The organism is Bradyrhizobium sp. 76 (assembly GCF_023073025.1).
Taxonomy (GTDB): Bacteria; Pseudomonadota; Alphaproteobacteria; order Rhizobiales; family Xanthobacteraceae; genus Bradyrhizobium.
Genome location: NZ_JADPIS010000102.1, coordinates 432,817 through 450,897, shown reverse-complemented (window position 1 = coordinate 450,897; position 18,081 = coordinate 432,817). Strand labels below are relative to the sequence as shown.

Below are 18,081 nucleotides of genomic sequence, written 5' to 3'. Positions count from 1 at the left end.
GTCAGCCGCCGCTGCCGCCGATCACGGCGCGAATGGTCTCGTCGGGCCCGAAATCCTCGGCGCCGTCGACATAGAGCAACGCCGCGAGCTTGGAGCGCGCACGGTTGACGCGGCTCTTGATCGTGCCGACTGCGCAGCCGCAGATCGAAGCCGCATCCTCATAGGAGAAGCCGGAGGCGCCGACGAGGATCAGCGCTTCACGCTGGTCCTGCGGAAGCTTGTCGAGCGCCGTGCGGAATTCCTCGAACTCGAGATGGGCGTTCTGCGAGGGCTGCGTCTTCAGCGTCTTGGCATAGTTGCCTTCGGCATCCTCGACTTCCCGCCGCCGCTTGCGATAGTCGGAGCGGAACAGGTTGCGCAGGATCGTGAACAGCCACGCCGGCAGATTGGAGCCGGGCTGGAACGAGTCGATGTTGGCGAGCGCGCGCAACAGCGTCTCCTGGACGAGATCGTCGGCGCGATCGGCATTGCCGCTGAGCGAGATGGCGAACGCGCGCAGACTGGGCACGGCCGCCAGGATGTCGTTACGCAGGGAGTCCGTGAGAGGCATCAATCCCTCCCATTGTTGTCGTTAGAGCCGCCACCATTTTCCACTTGGGGTGCCGCTCCCGGCGCATCAAGTTTCTTGATCAGTTCCGCGAACCGGTCCGGAACCCCCTGCCGCACCACGTCGTCGTACATGGCGCGCAGCTGGTGCCCGATCCGGGACTGTATCTCCGGAGTGAGCCCTCCCTTGCCGGGGGTCGTGCTTTTGCTGGCTTGAGACTTGAGATCTTTCATGACCTGTTCCACGTTTCCCCGAGTTAAGTGACTGTAAAATCGAGAAGTTCTCTCAACCGGGAGCCGTTCCCTGGATAGGCTCAATGCGAGCTGCGAGAAAAAGTTCCGCCCCCATGCGGAACTTTTCTCAGGCTGAGGCGTAATCAGCCCAGCAGGGGAACCCGGGCCCCCCGCCTAACGCCTGCACGTCAAGGTCGGCCCGATGATGATATGGAGTGGGGATGTCCCGTTCACAGCTTGTTGCTGAACACTTGCCGTTGTTGCGCCGGTACGCACGCGCCCTGACGGGCAGCCAGTCCTCCGGTGACGCCTATGTCGCAGCCATGTTGGAAGCCATGCTGGGAGATCCGTCGGTGCTCGACGAGAGCCACGGGCCGCGCGCCGGCCTGTTCCGGCTGTTCACCCAAATCTGGAATTCCGTTTCCGTCAACGACGATTCCGAGGTGACGAACCTGCCGATGCCGCCGGAGCGGCGGCTGTCGAACATCACGCCGTTGCCGCGGCAAGCCTTCCTGCTGCTCTCGCTCGAGGGATTTTCGGAGGAAGAGGTCGGCTACATTCTCGGCACCGACGTCGGCGAGACGCGCCGGCTCGCGGATGCCGCAGGCCGTGAGATGGCCGCCGAGATCGCCACCGACGTGCTGATCATCGAGGATGAGACCTTCATCGCCATGGATCTCGAAAGCCTGGTGAAGAATCTCGGCCACAATGTCGTCGGCGTCGCCCGTACCCACGCCGATGCGGTCGCCTTGGCAAAGAACAGGCGGCCCGGCTTGATCCTTGCCGACATCCAGCTCGCCGACGGCTCGTCGGGCCTCGACGCCGTCAACGAGCTGCTCCGCACCTTCGAGGTGCCGGTGGTGTTCATCACCGCGTACCCCGAACGCTTCCTAACCGGCGAGCGACCCGAGCCGGCGTTCCTGATCTCGAAGCCGTTCCAGCCGGCGATGGTGTCGGCGGTGGCGAGCCAGGCGCTGTTCTTCCAGCGCAATTCGCGCAACCGCGCGCCGAAGGTGCCGGCGGCGTAAGGAAGGCGCCAGCGCCCGGCATTTGACGAAATCTGATCCGGCGTGCCGCAAGGTGCGCCGGATTTTTATTGACCAGGTTGCCACGCTTGACGGCCATCGAATTCGCCGCTCATACCTCCTGCAGCGGCCGCGTTGCAGCCGCGGTGCCATCGGAGACGTGTTCATGGACCAGCAACTCCTCGACCGCCTCGCCATTCGCGACCTCGTCGAGAACTGGGCGGTGTGGCGCGACGCCGGCGATTGGGAGCGCTTTGCCACCGTCTGGCACGAAGAAGGCTGGATGTCCGCCACTTGGTTTCAGGGGCCGGCGCGGGATTTCATGCGCGTCAGCCAGGAGGGGTTCGCCAAGGGTGTGCGCATCCTGCATTTCCTCGGCGGCTGCAGTATCGATCTCGAGGGGGCGCGCGCCATCGCGCAGACCAAGATGACCATCTCGCAGCGCGCGCCGGTGCACGACGTGCCCTGCGACGTCGTCTGTACCGGGCGCTTCTACGATTTCCTGGAGAAGCGGCAGGGAAAATGGGGCATCGTCCGCCGCCAGCCGATCTACGAGAAGGACCGGATCGACCCGGTCGACCCCGCCGCGACACTTCAGCTCGACCAGAAAGCCCTTGCCGCGCTGCCCGAAGGCTATCGCCACCTCGCCTACATGCAGGAGCTGATCGGCTACAAGGTCAAGCGCGACATGCCCGGCCTGACGGGGCCTGAGGTCGAGAAGCTCTATGCGGAGGGACGGGAGTGGCTCGCGGGAAAGGCGCACTGAACGCCAGACAAAAGTAAGGCGCGACTGGCATCACCACAGTCGCGCCCTACGTCGCCGGCTTATGGGGCAGGGGGGAATAGCCGGCTGTTGAGACGACTCCCGTCCGCGAAAGTCGTTCCAGGCGGTTGCGAAATTTCGTGGGAATTTTTCGCGAGGGCGCGCCTTTTTCGCACACGGTTAAGTGATCTTAACCACTGAGAACTCCCGGTCCTCTCCTCGCGTTGTTCCCGCGATCGCCATGGGGCGAGGGACCGACAGCCATGTCACAGATCCAAAAGGTATTTTTAGGCGCCGTCGCGCTCGCCGCGACGCTCGGCGCCGTTCAGGTGGGCGCCGTGCAGCTGGCCTCCGGCCATGATCTGGCCGACCGCTGGCAGGCGGTCGCTGACAAGCCGGGCCACAACGTGAATCGCTCCAGCAAAGCCGACCGGTTGGCCGATATCAAGCAGGCGGAGGTTCCAACCCGTACCGTGTCGATGCGGCTGAACGATCTCGCCGACACGTCGGTGCTGCTGCGGGTCCCCGCGGTGATCGAGACCGGTAACGCCAAGCCGCCGGTGTTGCTCCCGGACCAGAAGCAGAGCCGCAAAAAGCCGACCATCGCCTGCGAGCCGATGGTCAGCTCCCTGACCGAGGTCGCAAAGCTGCTCCAGCCCGGTCGCTGTGTGACCTGATCGGCATTTGCCACGGACACGTCGGCCTCCGCCCCGGGGGGCGGTTGCTGACGTCACTTGATCCCCTGCCCCCTCGCGTTATATCCCGGGTTTCTTTCCCTTTCGATTGACCGGGTAAACGCATGACGACGTCAGACACGGCTGTGCATACGCAGCCCTTCCAAGCCGAGGTTTCCGAGCTTCTGCACCTGATGGTGCACTCCGTCTATTCCGAGACCGATATCTTCCTGCGCGAGCTCGTCTCCAACGCATCGGACGCCTGCGACAAGCTGCGCTATGAGGCGATCGCGAGTCCGGCACTGCTGGGCGAGGGCGACGCGCCCAAGATCCGGATCATTCCGAACAAGACGGCCGGAACGCTTGCGATCGCTGACAATGGCATCGGCATGGAGCGGCAGGAGCTGATCGACCACCTCGGCACAATCGCCCGCTCGGGCACCAAGGCCTTCGTGTCGAAGCTCAAGGAGGCCAAGGATGGTCTCGGCCTGATTGGCCAGTTCGGGGTCGGCTTCTATTCCGCCTTCATGGTCGCCGACAAGATCGTCGTGGTCAGCCGCCGCGCCGGCGAGAGCGACGTCTGGACCTGGACGTCCACAGGCGGGTCGGGCTTCGAGATCGCGCGTGCCAGCGAGGAGGATGCGGCCCGCGTGCAGCGCGGCACCGAGATCGTCCTGCACCTCAAGGACGATGCAAAGAAATATCTCGAAGCTTACGAGATCGAACGTATCGTCGGCGCTTATTCCGACAACATCCTCTTCCCCATCGAGCTCGTGCCTGAAGAGGGCGAACCGCGTCAGATCAATTCTGCAAGCGCGCTGTGGCAGCGCTCGAAATCCGAGCTCACGCCGGAAGACTACAAGAAGGCCTATCAGCAGATCGCCTCCGCCTTCGACGATCCCGCGATGACGCTGCATTATCGCGCGGAGGGGCGTTACTCCTACGCCGTGCTGCTGTTCGCGCCCTCGACCAAGCCGTTCGACCTGTTCGAGCCGAACCGCAAGGGGCGCGTCAAGCTCTATGTCCGCCGCGTCTTCATCACCGACGATGCCGATCTTCTGCCGGGCTACCTCCGCTTCATCCGCGGCGTCGTCGACAGCGAGGATCTCCCGCTCAACATCTCGCGCGAGATGCTTCAGAACAATCCGCAGCTCGCACAGATCCGTAAGGCCGTGGCGACCCGCGTATTGTCCGAGCTCGAAAGCCTTGCGGAGAAGGATCCGGAGAACTTCGCGAAGATCTGGGAGGCCTTCGGCGCGGTGCTGAAGGAAGGCATCTACGAAGATTTCGAACGCCGCGAAAAGCTGCTCGCGCTGTCGCGTTTCACCACGACCTCGGGCGAGAAGCGTTCGCTGAAGGACGTCATCGCCGATTTCAAGCCGAACCAGACCGAGATCTATTATCTGGTCGGCGACAGCATCGATCGGCTGAAGTCGAACCCCCGGCTCGAGGCGGCGACTGCGCGCGGCGTCGAAGTGCTGCTGCTGTCCGATCCCGTCGACGCCTTCTGGACGTCAATGCCATCGGAATTCGACGGCAAGCCGCTGAAGTCGCTGAGCCAGGGCGATCTCAACCTCGACCTGATCCCACGCGTCGACGAGGCGGACGAGACGAAAAAGGACGAGCCGTCCGCCGACGAGGCCGCCACCATTGCGGTGATCAAGGCCGCGCTCGGCGAGCGCGTCAGCGACGTCAAGGCCTCGACGCGCCTTACCAGCTCCGCTTCCTGCCTCGTTGCCGACAGCCAGGGCCCGAGCCGCGAGCTCGAGCGCATCCTGGCCCAGCAGAACCGCGGCCTGCGCACCAAGCCGATCCTCGAGATCAACCTGCGCCATCCGCTGGTCACCGCGATCACGAAGGCTCAGGCCGGCTCGAAGGCGGTCGACGATCTCAGCCTGCTCCTGCTCGAACAGGCGCAGATCCTGGACGGCGAGCTGCCGGAAGACCCTGCCGCGTTTGCGGCAAGGCTGAACCGGCTGGTGTTGCAGGGGCTCGGCGGGTAGCGGGCGCAGTGCACCGCACTCACCTTGCCGTCATCCGCACGCAGGAACGGTCGCCTCTGCTGTGGTGTTATGCCATACGAGGTGGCCGGCATCCGGGCCGCCGACATGACAGATTCGAGGATTTCTCCATGCATTTGCCGATCCTGACCCTCACCGCGGTTGTCACGCTGTTCGTGGCGGCAGACGCCAGCGCCCAGACCTATGATCCGCGTTATCCGGTGTGCATGCACGTCTATACGCCCGGCGGCTTCGGCGGGGGCGGCGGCGATTATTTCGATTGCTCCTTCACCTCGCTGCCGCAGTGCCGCGCCACGGCCTCGGGCCGCTCTGCAAGCTGCGACGTCAATCCCTACTATGCGTTCGACCAACCCACGCCGCCGCCGCGCCGGCGCCACAAGAATGTGCACTAGCGATCCGCAATGCGGCTTTCAGGGGGAATTCTTATGCGTCGCTTATTCGGCCTGATCATGACCGTCGGTGCCCTGCTCACGGCCGCGCCGTCGCATGCGCAGACCTTCGATCCGCGCTATCCCGTCTGCATGCACGTCTATTCCGGTGCGAACGGCGGTGGCGGGGAGTGGTACGATTGCTCCTTCACCTCAGTGCCGCAGTGCCAAGCTACCGCTTCAGGCCGCTCCGCCAGCTGCGATCTCAATCCGTATTATCCGTTCAACGCACCGCCGCCGCGGTTGCGACATAAGCGAGGCGGCTAGCGCTCACCGCCCGTTCGGCCATCAATCCGACGGAGCATGCAGGACTAGCTGCCGTGAGGCGCCTTGTTGGCCGCGGTGACGATCGCGTCGGTCAACTGCCAGGTCATCTTGTCCGTGGTCCAGTCGCTTACGTGCAGCCTGCTATCGTCGCCCGGGTCGACCATGCGGTCGAACGAAATTCTTGCAACATCGTGCCAGCCCTTCATCAGCGCGAAGCGACGAAAGACGTTGACCCCTTTTGCATGTGCGATCTCGCTGATCGCTGCGACCATCGCGTCCGCCTTGTCGGCCTTGGCCGGTGTCAGCAGCGCCGGCACATATTGCAGGTCCATCAGGATCACGTCGATCCGCTTAGCGCCGAGCAGCCGGTCAATGCCCTCACAGATGGCGTGCGTCGTGTCCTTGAACGAGGGCGGATCGGTGGATTGCCACACTGAATTGGTGCCGACCTGCCAGATGACGAGATCGGGGTTGAGATCGAAGACGTCATGGTCGAACCGCTTCAACTCCAAAGGGGCCTCTTCGCCGCCAACGCCCCGGTTGACCACTTCGATCGTGGCATTTGGAAATCGTATCCGAAGGTCCGCCAGCAGCCGCTGCGGATAGGGAGCGATGCCTCCTTCGCCCGCCGTGCTCGACGAGCCGATCGCGACCACCTTGACCTGCCTGTCCTTCAGGCGACTGGCAATATGGGTCAGCGGCTGCTCGAACGGCGCGACCTGGACAGGAAACTCAGACGAGTCGAGAGCCACAGGTCGTCTCCCTTTCGCAATCCGGACAATGCAGGGTCAAAAAGCCTAACCCGTTTGCCCGGAGCCGCATAGCCTCCCGCGCAGCGCGCCCCGGCTCTGCTGTCGCAAGAATTGCCAGGCCGCGCGCACGTCGATCGCATCCGGTTTGGTAAAGGATGACTAGAGTTAGTCGCGCACTAACCCGGTTTTACCCTGTCTCTTAACACCTGGGCAGGGCGTGCGAGCTAAGCTGCCGGGCACCAGCAGACACGTTCCGAAAGAATGAACGACATGACAACCGGCGTCATCGAGCAACCGAAAGCCGCGCGCGCACCTTCGGCTTCGAAAATCTGGCTGAAGGCGATCGAGCTCACCGCACGGATCGAGACGTTGCCGGGCAGGCTGTTCGCCGACGTCGTCGATGATTGGGCGCAGCGCCAGCCCGATCGCATTGCGCTGGCCACCGATGACGCGAGCCTCGACTATGAGGGGCTTTCGAAACGCATCAATCGCTATGCGCGGTGGGCACGCTCGGCCGGTGTGGCCAAGGGCGACACTGTCGCGCTGATCATGCCGAACGGCATCGACTATGTCGCGGCCTGGCTCGGCATCAGCCGGGTCGGCGGCGTGGTCGCGCTGATCAATACCAAGCTCGTCGGCCGGTCGCTCGCGCATTGCATCGGTGTCGCAAGGCCCGCTCACGTCATCGTCGCGCACGAGCTTGCGGAGGCGCTGGACGGGGCGTCGCCGCACCTGAGGACGGACGCAAAGGTCTGGACTCATGGCGATGCCCGCAGCGAACGTGCGATTGATGTCGCGCTTGCCGCACTCGATGACGGGCCGCTTTCGCCGGACGAGCGTGGCGACGTCACCATCGACGACCGGGCCCTGCTGATCTACACGTCCGGGACGACCGGCCTGCCGAAAGCCGCCAGCATCAGCCATCGCCGCATCCTCAATTGGGGCTTTTGGTTCGCCGGCCTCACCGGCGCGACGCCGCAGGATCGGCTCTACGATTGCCTGCCGCTGTTCCACTCGGTCGGCGGCATCGTTGCGCCATGCAGCATGCTCGCCGCCGGCGGCTCGGTGGTGATCGCGCAAAAATTCTCAGCGTCGAATTTCTGGCCCGACATCGTGCGCCACGACTGTACGCTGTTCCAGTATATAGGTGAGCTCTGCCGCTATCTGCTCAAGGCGCCGCCGTCGGAATACGAGAACCGGCATCGCCTGCGACTCGTCTGCGGCAACGGCCTGCGCGGTGACATCTGGGACGATTTTCAGGCGCGTTTCGCCATTCCGCGCATCCTCGAATTCTACGCGGCGACGGAAGGCAATTTCTCGCTGTTCAACGTCGAGGGCCAGCCCGGCGCGGTCGGCCGCGTTCCGCCACTGCTCGCGCATCGTTTCCCTGCCGGTCTCGTCAAGCTCGACCCCGATAATGGTGCGCCGCTGCGCGATGCAGAGGGATTTTGCATCGCCTGCGCGCGCGGCGAGCCCGGCGAAGCCATAGGCCGCATCGGCACGGCGGATGAGGGCGGCGGCCGCTTCGAGGGCTACACCGAGGCGAGCGAGACCGAGAAGAAGATCCTGCGCGATGTCTTTGGCAAGGGAGATTCCTGGTTCCGCACCGGCGATCTGATGCGGCTCGACGAGAAGGGCTTCTTCCACTTCGTCGACCGCATCGGCGACACCTTTCGCTGGAAGGGCGAGAACGTCGCGACTTCGGAGGTCAACGACGCCGTGCGCGATTTCACCGGCGTGGTCGACGCCACCACCTACGGCGTCAGCATCCCCGGCACCGACGGCCGCGCCGGCATGAGCGCGGTCGTGGTGAACGAGGGCTTTGACGTCGAGGCGCTGCCCGCCCATCTCGCTCAGCGCCTGCCGGCCTATGCTCACCCCGTCTTCATACGCATCTCGCGCGAGCTCGATGCGACCGAGACGTTCAAGCAGAAAAAGGGCGAGCTCGCGCGCGAGGGATTTGATCCGGGCGCGGTCTCCGATCCGCTGTTCATGCTGGACCCGAAGACCTGCGCCTATGTTGCGCTCGATTCGGAGCTCTATACACAAATCAACAAGGGGGCGATCCGGCTTTAGCCGCCCGAAAATTCGGAGATAGGTCCAATTTTATCCGAATTGTCCAAGAAGCCATTTACTTCTGTCGGGTAAACAAACGGCCGAGGAGGCGGTCATCAAGAGCCGCCGCAACACGAACGACAACAGAAGCGAGCCAGCCATGTCGGTACGGTCTAAGGTCATTGAAGCGATCCAGCAGATCGCCAAGGAGCAGCACGTGGCGCTTCCCGCGCTCTCGGACGATCTGTCGCTGCACGAGACGGGCTTCGACTCGCTCGCCTTCGCCATCCTGGTGGCGCGCCTCGAGGACGAGACCGGCGTCGATCCCTTCACCATTTCCGAGGACGCAGCGTTTCCCGCCACCGTGGGCGATTTCGTGCGGGCCTACGAAAATGTCCCCGCGTGAGATCTTTGCGCTTCGCGACCATCTCGGCGCGGAGCTGACCGGCCGCACGCTGTCGGACGCGCACGATGTCGTGTCGCTGACGGATATCCGGTCGCAGACGGTGCTGGGTGGCCGCCTGGGCGAGCTGTCCGGCCGCGCGGTGCTGCTGAAATTGTCCGACCAGCTCCGATCGGGCCTTGCCATGATCGAGCTCGACGGTATTGCGCGCCGCATGCTGCTGTGCCCGCCCGATCTTAATCCCGCGCATCTCGATGCGCTGATGGCGGATGCCGGGATCGATGCCGTCGTCACCGATGAGCCCGATCGCTCGGCCGAGACCGGCGTGCCGCTCGTCGTCACCGCACAACTGCCGCCTCAGGCTACCACGCCGGCCAGGACCGAACGCGCCACGGAATGGCTGATGCTCACTTCGGGCACGTCGGGCGTGCCGAAAATCGTCGGCCATACGCTGGAAGCACTCACCGGCGCCATCGTCGCCGAAGGCCCGGCGCGCGGACCCGCGCCGGTATGGGCGACGTTCTACGACATCCGCCGCTATGGCGGCCTGCAGATATTCCTCCGCGCCGTCCTCTCCGGCGGCTCGATGGTGCTGTCCGATCCCCATGAGGCGCTCGGCGATCACGTCACGCGGTTGAACGCGCGCGGCGTCTCCCACATCTCCGGCACGCCCTCGCACTGGCGCAAGCTGTTGATGAGCGGCTCGGCCGCGCAGTTCGCGCCGCGCTATGTCCGCCTCTCCGGCGAGATCGCCGACCAGGCGGTGCTGGACGGCCTGAAAGCGGCGTTCCCGAATTCCTCCGTCGGCCATGCCTATGCATCGACCGAGGCGGGCGTCGGCTTTGCCGTCAATGACGGGCTGGAAGGCTTTCCGGCGGACTATCTCGGCAACCGCAACGGCGTCGAAATGAAGGTCATCGACGGCTCGCTACGCATCCGCTCGACGCGCACGGCGCACGCCTACATCGGCCGCGACGCGGCTGCGCTCACCGATGTAGACGGATTTGTCGACAGCGGGGATATCGTCGAATTGCGTGGCGACCGCTACTATTTCGTCGGCCGCCGCGGCGGCATCATCAATATCGGTGGGCTGAAGGTTCACCCCGAAGAGATCGAGGCGGTGATCAACCGTCATCCCGACGTGCGGATGTCGCGGGCGAAGTCACGCAAGAGCCCGATCACCGGCGGTATCGTCGTTGCCGACGTGATCCTCGCCGACGGCACCGATCCGGCGCGCGCGAAAGAGATCCGCGCCCAGATCCTGGATCAGTGCCGCGCGCAGCTCGCGTCCCATAAGGTGCCGGCGGTGATCCGCTTCGTCGAGGCGCTCGACGTCACCCCGGCCGGCAAACTGGCGCGCACCGATGCGTAATGTTCTCGTCACGGGTGGTAGCCGCGGTATCGGCCTTGCGATCGGCAAGCGGCTTGTCGATGCCGGCTACAACGTGATCGCGGCCGCGCGGCGCGAGAGCGACGAGCTCACGGCGGCGATCGCCGGGTCGGAAGAGCGGCTGCATTTCCGCGCCTGTGACCTCGCCGTGATCGACGCGATCCCGGCCTATGCCAAACTCGTGCGCGATGAATTCGGCCCGATCTACGGCCTCGTCAACAATGCCGGCCTCGGCACCGAAGGCCTGCTGGCGACCATGCACAATTCCGAGATCGAGGCGCTGGTGCAGCTCAACGTGCTGTCGCCGATCATTCTCACCAAATATGTCGCGCGCCAGATGATGGCCGACGGTGCCGGCCGCATCATCAACATCTCCTCGATCATCGCGACCACCGGCTATAACGGCCTCTCGGTTTACGGTGCGACCAAGGCCGCCGCCACCGGCTTCACCCGTTCGCTCGCGCGCGAGGTCGGCAAGCTCGGCATCACCGTGAACGCGATCGCGCCCGGTTTCATCGACACCGAGCTGACGCACAATCTCTCCGACGATAGCCGCAAGCGCATCGCCGGCCGCAGCGCGCTGCGGCGCCTGCCGGAGACCGAGGACGTCGCGCGCATGGTGGAATATCTGCTGGGCGAGGGCGGTCGCAATGTGACGGGTAGCGTGTTCACGGTCGACGCGGGCAACACGGCGTAGGCGGAACTCCATCGCCACAATTGCATTGATCCGGCGCAATGACATCATCCGGATTTGGTCGTAAGGTGCCGCGCAATCGATTGGGTTACGTCAATCGATCTGCCCTAATCGATAGGGAGCAGTCCATGACCGCTTCGAACCCGGGCAAGGCGTCGGTAAAGCTATCTTCCGCACAGCAAAGCGACGTTCACGGCCAGCCCGTTCACTGCGAGCCGATGTCTCATCAGAATTCCGGTGATCACGGTTACGAAATGTATCCGCAGAAATTCGTGCGCCTTGTCGGCTGCCATGACGTTCCCGCCTCTGTGCTGCGCAAGCGTCAGGACGAGAAGCTGCACTAGACATTCAGGTCCGGTGCTTCGGCAGGTCAATCCGTTCGTGTGAGAACTCCGGCGGGCCATCGGTCAGACGGCGGATCCGGCGCTCGCGTTCGTCCTCAGAGAGGGCAGGATCGAGCAACCCCTCGAGTTCATGCACTGCGAGCTCTTCGATCCTGGTGGCATCCGAGGCGAGCGGGTGCCCTGGCGGGAGTGCCGGGGGCGCGACCTTCAGGCCCAGTTCGACCAGCGTGCGGATAGCATCCGAGCGCGACAGGTGATGGGCTTCGGCCCAATTATCGACGGCCGCGGTCAGGCTTTCCGGCATCTTCACCGCGCTGATGGGATCACGCCCGGTGCGCCGGCGTACCGGAGCGATGGAGTCCTTCTCGTTGAAGTCGGACACGTCGATGTTCCCGCGCAACCATGTCAGATCATTGAGACTAGACGCCATTTGCGGCCCGCTGTTTGATGCCGATCAATGACCTGCTGTGGCATTGCAGCGCGCCCTCATCTTGTTGTCCGGGTCCATTTCGGCCAATGGTTGCAAGGGCGCGCCCCCCGGCGAACCCGGATCGATCCTGCTACGTATGTCTTTTGGACGCGCGTCCCAACCATCCGGCATCATCCGATGACATCAGCCTTTTATAGCGGCATTCCGGTCTTTCGCGGCTTCACCAGCCTGATGGACCCCGCTTTGTATTCGCCGCTGCCCGACGACTGGAGCGTCGGCGTTGCCGACATCGTGGATTCGACCAAGGCCATCGCGGCGCAGCGTTACAAGGCGGTGAACATGGCCGGTGCCGCCGTGATCGCGGCGGTGACGAACGCATTGGAGGGACGCGAATTTCCCTTCGTGTTCGGCGGCGACGGCGCGAGTTTTGCGGTCGCTCCCCGCGATCTCGAGCCGGCCCGCGAGGCTTTGGCTGCGACCGCGACCTGGGTGCGGGAAGATCTCGATTTGGGGATGCGCGTCGCGCTGGTGCCGGTGAGCGCCATCCGCGCGCAGGGCCTCGACGTGCGCGTCGCGCGCTTCGGTCCCTCGGCCAATTTGTCCTATGCGATGTTCTCGGGCGGCGGGCTCGCCTGGGCCGACGCCGCGATGAAGCGCGGCGAGTTTGCGATCACCGAAGCGCCCGCGGGCACGCAGCCCGATCTCTCCGGCCTGTCCTGCCGCTTCGAGGTCATTCCGGCGGCGCGCGGCCTGATCCTGTCCGTGCTGGTGATGCCGACCCAGGGCGCCGATCCCTCGGCATTCCGCAAGGTGATCGAGGACATTATCCATCTCGTCGAGCTCAGTCCGGATGCCGGTCGGCCCGTGCCGCCGCAAGGTCCGCCGCTGACATGGCCGCCGCAGGGGCTGGACTATGAGGCGCGCACCAAGCGCGGAGGTCCGTTGCTCGCACGCCGCGCCAGCGTGCTGGCCTATACGCTTTTCGTCTATCTGATCATGCGCTTCAATCTCAAGGTCGGCGGCTTCGTGCCGAAGCTTTATAAGCGGCAGGTCGTGGAGAACTCCGACTTCCGCAAATATGACGACGGCCTGCGCATGATCCTCGACTGTACGCCGGAGCTCGAACGCGCCCTCAGCGATCGCCTCGCGACTGCCGCGCGCGACGGCATCGTGCGTTACGGCCTCCACCAGCAGGACGCAGCGATGATGACCTGCTTCACCCCGTCCGCGCTGCGCAGTGACCACGTCCATTTCATCGACGGTGCGCGGGGCGGCTACGCTTCGGCGGCGACGGCGCTGAAGGCGATGATGGCGTGAAGCGCTAGCGCCCCGCGCGCGTCCACGTTTCGCCGCCGCAGAGCGCGCCAACGCAACCCTCAACCCGCAGCGAATCCGCTGAGGTCACGGTAACGCTGCTCGCATAGGTGCTGCCGTCGTCGGCATTGTAGATCTGACCCGACCATTTGCTCGGCCCTGACGGCTGCATGCCGCTGAACAATGGCAAGCCGATCATCGGGCGCCCGGCGAGGGCGGGATTGGGATTCTTGCTGTCGGTGGCGGGCTGGCCGGTCGCGGTGTCGTGGGGTTCACGCAGCCAGACGACATTGCCGCAGATGCCGCCGCCGCATTTGCTGATCTTGACGCGGGCGTCGCCGGCCTGGGTCAGCCAGGTCCCGTCGGCGCTCTGCGCATGGGCGGCAGTCGCGCCAAGGAGCGCAGCCAGAAGGACGATGAGAGCAGCGAATCTGGAAGTCATGGAGAGCCCCAAAGTGGAGCGCCTCCATAGCAGCCTAGCAGGATAGTGCAACGCTGGATGGAATCACATTCCCGCGTTTATTTGCCTGCGTGCATTGACCTGTGCTCATTTGCCCCAGCGCACCAAGGCGACCGAGGCCGCGGTCGACAGCCCGAACGCCGCCATTGCGCCGCCGACCAGCGCGAACAGGGTCCAGGCCGGAGCCTGCGCCATCATGAGGACGCCGCCGCCGATCGCGACGATCAGCAGCCGCGCGGTGGAGGCGAGCACGGGACCGCCGACCCGCGCCGCGCCCTGCGAGGAGAAATACAGCGACACGCCCATGCCGAAGAACACGAAGGTCGGACCCGCCCAATGGAAATAGCTGTGCGCGGCGGCGGCAACGCCGGGATCCCTGGTGAAGAGCGAAACCCACAGTGACGGATCGAGCGCGATGACGACACCGATCAGGCCGACCGTGATTCCCGAGGCCGCGGCCGCGGCCCAGGCCACGCGCCGCGCGCGCTTCACCTGTCCGGCGCCCATCGCCATGCCGACCATCGGCACCGAGGCGATGCCGAAGGCGAAGGTGATCGGGATCAGCAAGAATTCCAGTCGCGAGCCGATGCCATAACCGGCCAGCATCTCGGTGCCGAAGGTCGCCAGGATCTTGGTGAAGATCAAAATGGTGAGTACCGTCTGGAGCGGCGACAGGCAGGCCACCGCGCCGACCTTGAGGATGTCGAAGAACAACGCGCGATCGAAATGGAAGGCACGGAAATCCAGCGGCAGCCGGCTGCGGCCGGACCAGAGATACCAGAGGAGAAAGATCGCAGCACAGGTGAATGCGATCAACTGACCGGCGGCGACACCGGGCATGCCGAATTGCGGCACACCGAACAGGCCGAGCCCCAGCGTGCCGCCGAGCGCGATCTGGAGCACGCTCGTCCCGATCAGCGCCATCGAGGGCAGGCGCATGTCGCCAGTGCCGCGGATCACCGAGGCCAGCGTGTTGACGAGCCAGATCGCGACCGCGCCGGAGAACAGCATTTGCGAATAGCCGCTGGCTTCCTCGAGCACGCGCTCGCGCCCGCCCAGCAGCGTGAAGAACGAGCGGCCGAAGACGAGCATCGTCACCGTGAAGAAAAGCCCGCCGCAGAGGCCGATGATGGCGGCATGCAGCGCCAGCGTCGCCGCACGGGTCCGATCGCCTGCGCCGAGCGCGCGGCTGATCGCAGACGAGACGCCGCCGCCCATCGCGCCCGCGCTCATCATCTGCGTCAGCATGGCGAACGGAAACACCAGCGCGATCGCTGCAAGCGGGATGGTGCCGAGCCGGCCGATATAGGAGGTCTCGGCGATCGCAACCAGCGTGCTGCCGACCATCGCGATCATGTTGGGGATCGCAAGCCGCAGCAGCGTCGGCAGGATCGGTGCCGTCAAAAGACTGGCGATGGGGGAGGCGACCGGGGCAGGCGGCGGCACGGCGTCCAGGGAGGCGTCGATCGTCATGTGTCACCGCGCGGAATATTGGATGATGATCGACATATTATATGGCGCGCAGCCCCGGCACCAGCCGCGCCTCACGCAGGGCTCACCAGGGCAGGCCGCAGAGGTCGATAGTGCCGAGTGTCGGCGCGCTGACGATGTTGCAGACATAGGGCGCCATGTGAGTGAAGCGGATCCGCCCGTCCGGCTGCTCGCAATAGACCTCGCCCTTGAAGGGGAGCCAGCTGCGGGCCTCGTAGAAGCCGACATTGTGCGGCTCGCAGAACAGCAGCGCGAAGCGGACCGCCTCGTTGGCGCGCATGGTATGCACCGCGGCATCGATCGCCATGGTCGCATAGCCGCGCCCGCGCCGGTCCTCCCGCGTGCAGACGCCGCCGATGCCGCCGATGTGAACCTTCTGCCCATTCCAGGTGACGGTGCGGAAGTAGATGCCGACGTGGCAGACGAGACCATCCTCGGGCGTCTCGATGAGCACGCGCAGGTCGGCATTGGCCCATTTGACGTGAGCCCAGGGCTGCTCCCCGACGATATCAGGTCCGAAGACCGCCCGATGCAGCGGCTCCGCCATCCCCCAGGAGGCGTCGCCGTTCAAAATGTCGATCTCGATGCTCATTGCTCTCTCTTTCGCATCTCCGCGCCGCCGGTGCGTTTCGTCCTGCCATAAGCACCTCAAAGGCAATGATATTTTACGCCTGGTTGAAACGCCGACATCCTTGCGACGATTTTATGCAATCCGGCCAAGCCGCCGCACCACGCCTTTTGGAAAAATTCGCGGTATTTAACGGCCACGGAACCTTCTATAAGGGGTGACCGTTAAGTCTCGTTCCCCCATCAGTCGCGGACAACACCCATGACCTTTACGCTGCCCCCACTCCCCTACGCCTATGACGCCCTCGGACAATTCATGTCGAAGGAAACGCTCGAATTCCACCACGACAAGCATCATCAGGCCTATGTCACCAACGGCAACAACGCGCTCAAGGGCACCGAATGGGAAGGCAAGTCCCTTGAGGAGATCGTCAAGGGCTCGTTCGGCAAGAACCCCGCGGTGTTCAACAATGCCGGCCAGCACTACAACCACATCCATTTCTGGAGCTGGATGAAGCCCAATGGCGGCGGCACCAAGCTGCCGGGCAAGATCGAGAAGAAGATCAACGAGGACCTCGGCGGTTTCGAGAAGTTCAAGACGGACTTCCAGGCGGCCGGCGTCGGCCAGTTCGGCTCCGGCTGGTGCTGGCTCCAGGTCAAGAACGGCAAGCTCGAGATTGCCAAGACCCCGAACGGCGAGAATCCGCTGGTGCACGGCGCCACCCCGATCCTCGGCTGCGACGTCTGGGAGCACTCCTACTACATCGACTATCGCAACCGCCGTCCCGATTATCTGAAGGCGTTTGTCGAGAACCTCGTGAACTGGGAATACGTCGAGTCCCTGTTCGACAAGGCCTGAGCTCGACAAGGCCTGGGGCTTCACGCATTCCGGGGTCGGCTTTGCCGCTCCGGAATGACGGAATTGAAAAGGCGGTCGCAGGCGCGGCCGCCTTTTTGCTGTGCGGAATTCGCACTTCACCTCGCATGGCCCTGCGCGAGGTGCGCATCGCTCCCGTCATCGTACTGTTTGCATCGCATCCGCGGCGCCCTTAATCAGGAGGGGCATCACCCTCGAGCCGAACGCGCCCGTTGTCAGAACCCTCCCCGAAAGACCCGGCGCCCGCCGAGGAGGCGGAATCCGAGCCGCGGCCGGGTCGCGTGCGGAAGCCGATCGGCTGGTCGACCATCATCATCGCAGCGCTGGTGGCGGTGAGCGCGGGGCTGGTCTGGCGGCGTGACGGCACCGACGGTGTTCTCGACATACTGACCCACGATCTCTCGCTGTTCGGCGGCATCCTGCCGCGAGTGCTGGCCGGTTGCCTGCTCGGCGCGTTCATCTCCGAGATCCTGCCGCACGAAAAAGTCTCGCGCGCGCTCGGGCCGAAATCGGGCCTCAAAGGCCTTCTGATCGGCACCGCCTTCGGCGCGATCCTGCCCGGCGGTCCCTTCACCGCCTATCCCGTGGCGAGTGCGCTGCTCGCGGTCGGCGCCGATTTCGGTGCCACCATCGCCATGGTCGTGAGCTGGACCTTGATCGGCTATGGCCGGGCGGTGGCCTGGGAAATCCCGATCATGGGCACCGACTTCACGCTGTGGCGCATTGTCATCTCGCTGCCGTTGCCGGTGCTCGCAGGCGCGCTCGGCCGCTTCGTATATGTCCGGCTCTATCCGAAGCCGGCCGTCAAGGACGACGAGAATTGAGCGCCGCGCTTCTGATCGACATCCTGTTGTGGGGCTCGGCCTTCGGCGTCGGCCTGATCGCCTTTCGCCGCGGTCCACCGGTGTTCAAGGCCTCGCTGCGCGAAGGCTCGATGGACTTCATCAACATCGTGCCGCGGATCGCGCTGGGGGTGATCGGCTCCGGCTACATCGCCGCCATCATCCCGCAGGAAGTGATCAGCGGCTGGCTTGGGCCGGACAGCGGCTGGCTCGGGGTCGCGACCGCCGTGGTCGCCGGGGCCGCGACCCCCGGCGGTCCGGTGATCGGGTTCTCCATCGGTACGGTGGCGCTGAAATCGGGCGGTGGGGTGCCGCAGGTGGTGGCCTATGTCGTCGCCTGGGCGCTGTTTGCCTTCCAGCGGGTGATTTTGTGGGAGATTCCGTTCATGCCGGCCCGTTTCGTCTGGTTCCGCTGCGCGGTTTCGGTGCCGTTCCCGTTCGTCGCCGCCGCCATTGCCATGGTGATCGGCAAGCCTTGAGCCCGGCGTGGACAGGGGTAATGTT

22 protein-coding genes are annotated in these 18,081 nt (G+C 64.6%); 15 read left to right on the top strand and 7 right to left on the bottom strand.

The features are described from left to right. Nucleotide 1 precedes the first annotated feature (1 nt). Together IVB48_RS26090 and IVB48_RS26085 are read right to left on the bottom strand one after the other, a co-directional pair. Nucleotides 2–550: a sigma-70 family RNA polymerase sigma factor gene (locus IVB48_RS26090; protein ID WP_007597240.1), complete on the bottom strand. Its 549-nt coding sequence runs from the start codon at nucleotides 548–550 to the stop codon at nucleotides 2–4. Continuing rightward, nucleotides 550–780, bottom strand: a complete 231-nt coding sequence (locus IVB48_RS26085; RefSeq protein ID WP_027565572.1) for a NepR family anti-sigma factor — start codon at nucleotides 778–780, stop codon at nucleotides 550–552. The genes IVB48_RS26090 and IVB48_RS26085 overlap by 1 nt, the downstream gene beginning before the upstream one ends. Before the next feature lie 221 nt (nucleotides 781–1,001). Here IVB48_RS26085 and IVB48_RS26080 point away from each other — a divergent pair, with 221 nt between their 5' ends. The 6 genes from IVB48_RS26080 to IVB48_RS26055 all read left to right on the top strand — a co-directional run bounded on the left by IVB48_RS26080 (nucleotide 1,002) and on the right by IVB48_RS26055 (nucleotide 5,958). Beyond that, nucleotides 1,002–1,808, top strand: a complete 807-nt coding sequence (locus tag IVB48_RS26080) for a response regulator (protein WP_027565571.1) — start codon at nucleotides 1,002–1,004, stop codon at nucleotides 1,806–1,808. A gap of 163 nt (nucleotides 1,809–1,971) precedes the next feature. Then, a complete protein-coding gene (locus IVB48_RS26075) occupies nucleotides 1,972–2,571 on the top strand; it encodes a nuclear transport factor 2 family protein (protein WP_247404254.1) in 600 nt (199 codons plus the stop codon). A gap of 260 nt (nucleotides 2,572–2,831) precedes the next feature. After that, on the top strand, nucleotides 2,832–3,245 hold the full coding sequence (locus IVB48_RS26070; protein ID WP_027514096.1) for a hypothetical protein: 414 nt from the start codon (nucleotides 2,832–2,834) through the stop codon (nucleotides 3,243–3,245). A 122-nt stretch (nucleotides 3,246–3,367) separates the two neighbouring features. Continuing rightward, entirely contained in the window at nucleotides 3,368–5,245 is a 1,878-nt protein-coding gene (gene htpG / locus IVB48_RS26065; protein ID WP_247404251.1) for a molecular chaperone HtpG, read from the top strand. 128 nt (nucleotides 5,246–5,373) lie between these two features. After that, on the top strand, nucleotides 5,374–5,655 hold the full coding sequence (locus IVB48_RS26060; RefSeq protein WP_247404248.1) for a DUF3551 domain-containing protein: 282 nt from the start codon (nucleotides 5,374–5,376) through the stop codon (nucleotides 5,653–5,655). A 33-nt stretch (nucleotides 5,656–5,688) separates the two neighbouring features. Continuing rightward, entirely contained in the window at nucleotides 5,689–5,958 is a 270-nt protein-coding gene (locus IVB48_RS26055) for a DUF3551 domain-containing protein (RefSeq protein WP_247404245.1), read from the top strand. 44 nt (nucleotides 5,959–6,002) lie between these two features. Here IVB48_RS26055 and IVB48_RS26050 read toward each other — a convergent pair whose 3' ends face one another. Next, complete coding sequence (locus IVB48_RS26050) at nucleotides 6,003–6,710, bottom strand: SGNH/GDSL hydrolase family protein (RefSeq protein ID WP_247404243.1); 708 nt, start codon at nucleotides 6,708–6,710, stop codon at nucleotides 6,003–6,005. A 261-nt stretch (nucleotides 6,711–6,971) separates the two neighbouring features. On the opposite strand from IVB48_RS26050, the gene IVB48_RS26045 reads away from it, so the two are divergent. The 5 genes from IVB48_RS26045 (at nucleotide 6,972) to IVB48_RS26025 (ending at nucleotide 11,596) form a co-directional block, all read left to right on the top strand. After that, a complete protein-coding gene (locus IVB48_RS26045; RefSeq protein ID WP_247404239.1) occupies nucleotides 6,972–8,786 on the top strand; it encodes a long-chain-acyl-CoA synthetase in 1,815 nt (604 codons plus the stop codon). A gap of 139 nt (nucleotides 8,787–8,925) precedes the next feature. Further along, a complete protein-coding gene (locus tag IVB48_RS26040; RefSeq protein WP_007597226.1) occupies nucleotides 8,926–9,171 on the top strand; it encodes an acyl carrier protein in 246 nt (81 codons plus the stop codon). Next, a complete protein-coding gene (locus IVB48_RS26035) occupies nucleotides 9,158–10,540 on the top strand; it encodes a fatty acid--CoA ligase family protein (protein ID WP_247404236.1) in 1,383 nt (460 codons plus the stop codon). Before IVB48_RS26040 ends, IVB48_RS26035 begins: the two co-directional genes overlap by 14 nt. After that, nucleotides 10,533–11,255 carry an SDR family NAD(P)-dependent oxidoreductase gene (locus IVB48_RS26030; protein ID WP_247404234.1) on the top strand — a complete coding sequence of 241 codons (723 nt, stop codon included), beginning with the start codon at nucleotides 10,533–10,535 and terminating at the stop codon, nucleotides 11,253–11,255. The genes IVB48_RS26035 and IVB48_RS26030 overlap by 8 nt, the downstream gene beginning before the upstream one ends. Before the next feature lie 125 nt (nucleotides 11,256–11,380). Next, the gene (locus tag IVB48_RS26025) at nucleotides 11,381–11,596 is read left to right on the top strand and encodes a hypothetical protein (protein ID WP_247404231.1); all 216 of its coding nucleotides are present in this window, start codon (nucleotides 11,381–11,383) and stop codon (nucleotides 11,594–11,596) included. A gap of 4 nt (nucleotides 11,597–11,600) precedes the next feature. Here IVB48_RS26025 and IVB48_RS26020 read toward each other — a convergent pair whose 3' ends face one another. After that, nucleotides 11,601–12,026: a ribbon-helix-helix domain-containing protein gene (locus tag IVB48_RS26020; RefSeq protein ID WP_247404229.1), complete on the bottom strand. Its 426-nt coding sequence runs from the start codon at nucleotides 12,024–12,026 to the stop codon at nucleotides 11,601–11,603. A gap of 177 nt (nucleotides 12,027–12,203) precedes the next feature. Here IVB48_RS26020 and IVB48_RS26015 point away from each other — a divergent pair, with 177 nt between their 5' ends. After that, nucleotides 12,204–13,343 (top strand): DUF3095 domain-containing protein, encoded by a 1,140-nt coding sequence (locus IVB48_RS26015; protein WP_247404226.1) that lies wholly within the window; start codon nucleotides 12,204–12,206, stop codon nucleotides 13,341–13,343. Nucleotides 13,344–13,347: 4 nt separating this feature from the next. On the opposite strand, the gene IVB48_RS26010 is transcribed toward IVB48_RS26015, so the two are convergent. The 3 genes from IVB48_RS26010 to IVB48_RS26000 all read right to left on the bottom strand — a co-directional run bounded on the left by IVB48_RS26010 (nucleotide 13,348) and on the right by IVB48_RS26000 (nucleotide 15,883). After that, complete coding sequence (locus IVB48_RS26010; protein ID WP_247404223.1) at nucleotides 13,348–13,782, bottom strand: DUF2147 domain-containing protein; 435 nt, start codon at nucleotides 13,780–13,782, stop codon at nucleotides 13,348–13,350. 105 nt (nucleotides 13,783–13,887) lie between these two features. Beyond that, entirely contained in the window at nucleotides 13,888–15,273 is a 1,386-nt protein-coding gene (locus IVB48_RS26005) for an MATE family efflux transporter (protein ID WP_247404219.1), read from the bottom strand. 82 nt (nucleotides 15,274–15,355) lie between these two features. Then, nucleotides 15,356–15,883, bottom strand: a complete 528-nt coding sequence (locus IVB48_RS26000) for a GNAT family N-acetyltransferase (protein ID WP_247404217.1) — start codon at nucleotides 15,881–15,883, stop codon at nucleotides 15,356–15,358. 237 nt (nucleotides 15,884–16,120) lie between these two features. On the opposite strand from IVB48_RS26000, the gene IVB48_RS25995 reads away from it, so the two are divergent. The 3 genes from IVB48_RS25995 to IVB48_RS25985 all read left to right on the top strand — a co-directional run bounded on the left by IVB48_RS25995 (nucleotide 16,121) and on the right by IVB48_RS25985 (nucleotide 18,056). Continuing rightward, the gene (locus tag IVB48_RS25995; RefSeq protein ID WP_007615200.1) at nucleotides 16,121–16,717 is read left to right on the top strand and encodes a superoxide dismutase; all 597 of its coding nucleotides are present in this window, start codon (nucleotides 16,121–16,123) and stop codon (nucleotides 16,715–16,717) included. A gap of 230 nt (nucleotides 16,718–16,947) precedes the next feature. Further along, a complete protein-coding gene (locus IVB48_RS25990) occupies nucleotides 16,948–17,559 on the top strand; it encodes a permease (protein WP_247404214.1) in 612 nt (203 codons plus the stop codon). Beyond that, entirely contained in the window at nucleotides 17,556–18,056 is a 501-nt protein-coding gene (locus IVB48_RS25985) for a hypothetical protein (protein WP_247404211.1), read from the top strand. The genes IVB48_RS25990 and IVB48_RS25985 overlap by 4 nt, the downstream gene beginning before the upstream one ends. Nucleotides 18,057–18,081: the final 25 nt, after the last annotated feature.